The following is a 5,294-nucleotide window of genomic DNA, read 5'->3' on the forward strand; positions in this document are numbered from 1 at the left end:
CTCCGCGACAAAGCCGCAGGATCAAAGGACATTGTCGAAAAGCTCGACGCGGCGCTCAAGGGGAAAGTCCTCGGCATCCAGGGATCGACGACGGCAGGCAAATTTGTCGACGAGTATCTGAAGGACGCGGTCACGGTCAGATCCTACAAGACGCAGGATGAAGCCAATCTCGATCTTCTGGCGGGCCGCATCGATCTCACCATGGCCAACATCACGGTTCTCGCCGAGGCGCTGAAAAAGCCTGACATGGCCGAGGCGGAACTCGTAGGACCGACTTTTCTCCTGGCCAGCGGAACAAGCGTGGCCTTTCGCAAGAGCGACACCGCGTTGAAGGACAAGTTCAACGCTGTGATCCATGAAGTCAACGCCGACGGTTTCAACAAGGCGCTGACGGAAAAATGGTTCGGCGTCGATATCTCCGTGAACAATTGAAACGGACGAGAGCGGGCGGCTTTGCGCCTGTCCGCGATTGTCGCCACCTCACGCGATGAGCGACCCGGCGGCGGGTCGCTCACTTCGTACCTCCCATGCAGCTGGTTTCAGGGATGTCAGCCCGCAATGACAGCTTTCGATTTCGTTCTGGGATTTGGTGAGGCCGGCTGGGGACCGGCACTGCTTCAAGCCGCGATGATGACGCTCGCCGTGGCATCGACAGGCTACGCCTTCGGCCTCCTGGTTGGCAGCTTCGGCGCGTGGGCAAAGATCAAGGGTGGCGTTCTTCCGCGGTTGCTCGCCGACGCCTACACCACGGTGCTTCGCGGCATACCAGACATTCTCGTCATCTATCTCTTCTACTTCGGCTCAAGCGCGGTCCTGACACCGTTGGCCGGCCTGTTCGGCATTTCGGGTTTCGTCAGCCTGCCCGGCTTCATGGCCGGTGCATTGGCGATCGGGCTGGTGTCCGGCGCCTATCAGGCTGAAGTCATGCGCGGCGCCTATCGCGCGGTCTCGCCCGGAGAGATCGAAGCGGCGATCGCCGCCGGCATGTCCCGCCTGACGATGTTTCGCCGCATCATCGCTCCGCTGGTCCTGCGCCATGCCCTGCCGGGTCTCGGCAATGTATGGCAGCTGGTGCTCAAGGAATCTGCCTTGGTCTCGGTCACCGGGCTGGTGGAAATCCTGCGCCAGGCGCAGATCGGCGCCGGATCGACCGGCCAGCCATTCACTTTCTTCTTCGCCGCCGCCCTCCTGTACCTGGCCATTTCATCGTTCTCGACATGGCTTCTGCGGTGGACCGAGGGACGGCTCGCACTCGGCGCGAGGCGGGCCTGATGGATCTTCCATTCCTGTACGAGACACTGCTGAAGCTTCTGACGGGGGTGCCGCTGACATTGCAGCTCGCAATATCCTCCGTGGCGCTGGGTGCCGTTCTGGCCGTCGCGCTCGCTTTGGCGCGGTTGTCAGGTCTGCGGCTCCTGGCTTGGCCCGCATCCTTCTACGTCTTCATCTTCCGCTCCACGCCGCTGCTGGTGCAGATTTTCCTGATCTATCATGGCCTTGGCCAGTTCCATGCGGTGCGGGCCAGTTTTCTCTGGCCTCTCCTGCGCGAACCCTATTGGTGCGCGCTCATCGCCTTGACCTTGAACACCGCCGCCTATTCCAGTGAAATCATTCGCGGTGCATTGCTCTCGGTTCCATCAGGTCAGATCGAGGCCGCACGGGCGTGCGGCATGTCTGACTTCACGCTCCACCGCCGCATCGTCTTCCCGCTTGCCTTGCGCCATGCCTTGCCGGGATACAGCAACGAATTCATCCTGATGATAAAATCGACGGCGCTGGCCTCCATCATCACCCTGATGGAGGTGACCGGCCTGGCAGCACAGCTCATTTCCGAATCCTTCCGTGCCATCGAAATCCTGATCGTCGCGGCCGCGATCTATCTCTTCCTCAATTTTACCGTCACGCGGCTCGTTCAGTGGGCCGAATACGCGCTGAGCGCCGAGCTGAGGCCGCCTCCGGCTGCGGCGCCCGGGCAAGGAGGAACCTCATGACTGACCAGCTCAAGCCGGCCGTGCGCCTGACGGAACTCCGCAAGAGCTTCGGCGCCCTCGAGGTGCTCAAAGGCATCTCGCTCGAAGCGATGGAAGGTCATGTCGTCTCCATCCTAGGCTCATCCGGCTCCGGCAAGTCGACGATGCTGCGCTGCATCAACATGCTTGAAACGCCCGATAGCGGGCAGATCGAGGTCGGCGGAGAGACCATCGGGCTGAAGAAGGTCGGTGGCAGGACGCGGCCAGCCGACAGGCACCAGTTGCAACGCATGCGCGCAAGCATCGGCATGGTGTTTCAAAGCTTTAATCTCTGGTCTCATATGACGATCCTGGAAAACCTGATCGAGGCCCCGATCCATGTCCAGAAGCGTCCCCGCGCCGATTGTGTGGAGGAGGCTGAGGCACTTCTGGAGAAGGTCGGCATTGCCGAGAAACGCAATCATTATCCCGCCCATCTCTCAGGCGGTCAGCAGCAGCGTGCGGCCATCGCCCGGGCGCTGGCACAGCAGCCGAAGGTCATGCTTTTCGATGAGCCGACCTCCGCGCTCGACCCCGAGCTTGTCGGCGAGGTCCTGCGTGTCATGCGCGCGCTCGCCGAGGAAGGCAGGACGATGCTGGTCGTTACCCATGAAATGGGCTTCGCCCGTGACGTCTCCAGCAAGGTCGTGTTCCTGCACAAGGGCGCGGTCGAGGCGGAAGGCTCTCCCCACGACATGTTCGCTGCCGGCCGGTCCGAATGCTTCCGGCAATTCCTGTCCGGCGGYAACGGCTTGAAATGAGCCGACCTTCCCACACATGCGATACACACGAAAGAATATCGAGAAGGAACTGACAGCATGACCACACAGGCCACCGCGTCTGAAATCGTGATCGTCGGAGGCGGCATCTACGGTACCAGCCTTGCCTACAACCTGGCGCGGGCCGGCCGGACCGTTACCCTGATCGAGGCCGACGAGATCGCGGCCGGCGCATCGGGCGGTTCCGGCGAACGGGGCGTGCGCGCCAACAGCCGCGACTTGCGCGAACTGCCGATGGCGACTGTCGGCTTTCCGCTCTGGGCGAGATATCAGGAACAATTCGAAGGCGGCGTCGGCTACCGCCGGATCGGCGGCCTTCATCTCTTCAATATCCCGCGCGGCGGCCATGAACATGAGGTGCGCGGCACCATGGAAGCCATGGCCATGGCACAGAACGCGCTTGGCGTTCCCTCCCAGCTTCTCAACCGTGACGAAACGCTGGAACGTGAGCCGGAACTGTCGGGGGATCTGATCGGCTCGATCTATTGCCCGAATGACGGGGTGTGCGATCACACCTTCGCCACGCAGGCCTTCGCCAAACAGGCGCGCAAGGCCGGAGCGAACCTGCGCACCGGCACGCGCGTCACCGAAATCCTCCACGACAAAGGGAGGGCAACAGGGGTCAGGCTGGCGAGCGGCGAAGTCGTGCCGGTTGGCGAGAAGCTCGTTCTCCTGGCCAACAACGGCGTCGTCCCGCTGCTGAAACCGATTCTCCAGCCGCAAGAAATCCTGCCCGTCACCACCCTGATGCCGCAGATGATGTTCGTCACCAACCCGCACGGCAAAAGGATCAATCATCTTCTCGGCCATGCCCACCGCACGCTGTCGGTGAAGCAGATCCAGGATGGGACGTTGATGCTTTCAGGCGGCCAGAGCGTCGCCTATTCGCCGGAGGGCCGTTGGAAGGGGTCGCTCAGTGCGACAGCGCTAGGCCTGACCGATGCCATCGCGACCTTGCCCTTCATCGACGAATCCGCCTTCCTGAAAGTCGATGCGTCCCGCGTCGAGAGTTGTGCGATCGACGGCATCCCGATCGTCGACACGCCTGCTGCCTTGCACAACACCATCTATGGATTTGCCTGGACCGGCCATGGCTTCGCCATCGCCCTTGGCGTCACCAAATACCTGACGGACTGGATTGTCGGCGGTGAAAAGCCGCAAGCGCTCGAAGTCTTTTCGGGGAAGCGGTTTCGTGGGTCATTTTCCGGCTAGACCGCCCGAGGTCTGATCACGGCGGATCGGTATGGCAGGTCCCGGCGATCTGCTCGACCGCCTCTTCAAGCCCGGCAAGGTCGAAATCCGCTTGGCCGCGGCCTGACAACAATCCGAACCGCCAGGAAAGCGACAGCCGGCTTGCGGGAACAAGGCGCTTGATGCCGTCGGCGCCGTCGCGCATCAGCATTCGGCCGCGCGATCCGACCGACCAGCTCTCGTCGAACTTGCCGCCGCCGTCGACGGTAACCGACATGGTGATCTTGCGGCTGGCCGAAACCCCGTCATTCAATTGCAGCCATTCGGTCCAGCGCGGTTCGCCGTCTGCCCGGCAGGCAATGGTCAGCACCGGGCTGTAGCTCAGGGCGCCGCCACCGGTGATAAGTTTGTTGGTGCCATGAAGCGACGCGGTGACAAGGCCACCGTCATCCGTGCCGAAGCGCCAGTCGCCGGCAAGCGCGTCGGCTTGGGCAACATCACAGGCGAAGGCCAGAACGAGCGCCAGGGCAACGGTACGCCCCGTTTCGAAGAATAGGCTCAACGCCCCCTCCAGGAACCACACGGTTTACAGCAACAGCGCAGATAGTGATTAGCGCTTGGTATAGCCAAGTGCTGCCTCCCGCGAAGCGAATCGGCTGTTGCAGTTTCGCAACGAAAAAGGCCGCCCCGAGGGCGGCCTTCGTCGATTTCATCAAACGCGAGAACTTATTCGGCGTCCTTGGCGGCCTTCTTCTTCGGCGCAGCCTTCTTCTTCGGCTCTTCCGCCTCGTCGCCAGCCTCATCAGCCTTGGCTTCGGCCTTCTTGGCCGCGGCCTTCTTCGCCGGCTTGGCCTTGGTCGTGGTTTCCGCTTCCTCGTCGTCGGCCATCAGCTCTTCCTTGCTGACCTTGACATCGGTGACCGAGATCTGGCCGAGCAGATGATCGACCACCTTCTCCTCGAACATCGGCGCGCGCAGCGCATTCAGCGCYTCGGGATTGTTGCGGTAGAACTCGAACGCTTCCTGCTGCTGGTTGGCCGGGAAGCGGCGAACCTGCTCGAACAGGCCGCGCTGCAATTCCTCGTCCGATACGGTGACACCGGCCTTCTCGCCGATCTCGGCCAGCACCAGGCCGAGGCGCACGCGGCGTTCGGCAAGACGCAGATATTCGGCGCGGGCTTCTTCTTCGGTCGTCTCTTCGTCGGCGAAGGTGCGGCCAGCGGCTTCCAGATCGCGGTTGACCTGCGCCCAGATGTTGTTGAACTCAGCCTCGATGAGCTTCGACGGCGCCTCGAACGAGTAGGCCGCGTCGAGC

The 5,294-nt window shown here is 62.3% G+C and carries 6 protein-coding genes and 1 pseudogene; 5 read left to right on the top strand and 2 right to left on the bottom strand.

Translation table 11 applies throughout. The features are described 5' to 3' along the window. The 5 genes from AC1DX0_RS30580 to AC1DX0_RS30600 form a co-directional block, all read left to right on the top strand. A partial coding sequence (locus AC1DX0_RS30580) for a transporter substrate-binding domain-containing protein (protein ID WP_477358163.1) occupies window positions 1–432 on the top strand: 432 nt, incomplete at its 5' end. A 126-nt stretch (window positions 433–558) separates the two neighbouring features. Continuing rightward, window positions 559–1,272 carry an ABC transporter permease gene (locus AC1DX0_RS30585; RefSeq protein WP_477222287.1) on the top strand — a complete coding sequence of 238 codons (714 nt, stop codon included), beginning with the start codon at window positions 559–561 and terminating at the stop codon, window positions 1,270–1,272. After that, the gene (locus AC1DX0_RS30590) at window positions 1,272–1,991 is read left to right on the top strand and encodes an ABC transporter permease (RefSeq protein WP_477222286.1); all 720 of its coding nucleotides are present in this window, start codon (window positions 1,272–1,274) and stop codon (window positions 1,989–1,991) included. The genes AC1DX0_RS30585 and AC1DX0_RS30590 overlap by 1 nt, the downstream gene beginning before the upstream one ends. Beyond that, complete coding sequence (locus AC1DX0_RS30595) at window positions 1,988–2,770, top strand: ABC transporter ATP-binding protein (protein ID WP_477222285.1); 783 nt, start codon at window positions 1,988–1,990, stop codon at window positions 2,768–2,770. The genes AC1DX0_RS30590 and AC1DX0_RS30595 overlap by 4 nt, the downstream gene beginning before the upstream one ends. A 57-nt stretch (window positions 2,771–2,827) precedes the next feature. After that, window positions 2,828–4,000, top strand: a complete 1,173-nt coding sequence (locus AC1DX0_RS30600; protein WP_477222284.1) for an NAD(P)/FAD-dependent oxidoreductase — start codon at window positions 2,828–2,830, stop codon at window positions 3,998–4,000. Between the two features lie 16 nt (window positions 4,001–4,016). On the opposite strand, the gene AC1DX0_RS30605 is transcribed toward AC1DX0_RS30600, so the two are convergent. Next, window positions 4,017–4,541 (bottom strand): hypothetical protein, encoded by a 525-nt coding sequence (locus tag AC1DX0_RS30605; RefSeq protein ID WP_477222283.1) that lies wholly within the window; start codon window positions 4,539–4,541, stop codon window positions 4,017–4,019. 164 nt (window positions 4,542–4,705) lie between these two features. Then, window positions 4,706–5,294: pseudogene (locus AC1DX0_RS30610) on the bottom strand (trigger factor); the annotation flags it as partial.

It is taken from the genome of Mesorhizobium sp. P3_A9 (genome assembly GCF_056402975.1).

Coding starts and splice junctions, on each gene's coding strand:
- AC1DX0_RS30585 (WP_477222287.1), top strand. CDS start 559: ATGACAGCTTTCGATTTCGTTCTGGGATTTGGTGAGGCCGGCTGGGGA.
- AC1DX0_RS30590 (WP_477222286.1), top strand. CDS start 1,272: ATGGATCTTCCATTCCTGTACGAGACACTGCTGAAGCTTCTGACGGGG.
- AC1DX0_RS30600 (WP_477222284.1), top strand. CDS start 2,828: ATGACCACACAGGCCACCGCGTCTGAAATCGTGATCGTCGGAGGCGGC.